This window comes from Corallococcus praedator, assembly GCF_003612125.1.
GTDB classification, from domain to species: Bacteria; Myxococcota; Myxococcia; order Myxococcales; family Myxococcaceae; genus Corallococcus; species Corallococcus praedator.
On sequence record NZ_RAWI01001363.1, the window covers coordinates 1 to 396 of the forward strand.

The 396-nt window shown below is 65.2% G+C and carries 1 protein-coding gene and 1 pseudogene; both read left to right on the top strand.

Translation table 11 applies throughout. The features are described from left to right. Nucleotides 1–2: 2 nt before the first annotated feature. Nucleotides 3–317 (top strand): TspO/MBR family protein, encoded by a 315-nt coding sequence (locus tag D7Y13_RS49915; RefSeq protein ID WP_439329274.1) that lies wholly within the window; start codon nucleotides 3–5, stop codon nucleotides 315–317. Beyond that, nucleotides 257–388 (top strand): annotated as a pseudogene (locus tag D7Y13_RS48555) (IS256 family transposase); the annotation flags it as partial. The gene D7Y13_RS49915 and the pseudogene D7Y13_RS48555, both read left to right, overlap by 61 nt. Between the last annotated feature and the right edge of the window lie 8 nt (nucleotides 389–396).

A 396-nucleotide genomic window follows, 5' to 3' on the forward strand; every position in this document is an offset into this window, starting at 1 on the left:
CCATCCACGGTGTCACCGTCACCGCCAAACTCGACCGCACCGCCGCCTGGCTCCTCGTCCCTCGCCTGGCCTGGCTCGCCTACGCCAGCTATGTCTCCGTCGCCACCGCCATCCGCAGCCCCGACGACCTGCTGCAACGCACCGCAACGGCGCCAGCCAACGATGACACCAGCTCGACGAACGCGAGAGATGTTGAACGCTCGCTACCCGCAGTCAGTCTTGCGGTCACTTCCGACCGATTAAGCCGCCGTAAGCCCTCTACCTGGTCATCCGATCGCTGGACCCAACCGGTGAAGGCCAGGCGCAATGGACCATGAGGTGGAGCGCAACGCTCAACGCGTTCGCCACCACCTTCGCCGACCGCTGGCCAGCAGCAGACACCTACTGATCGAAACC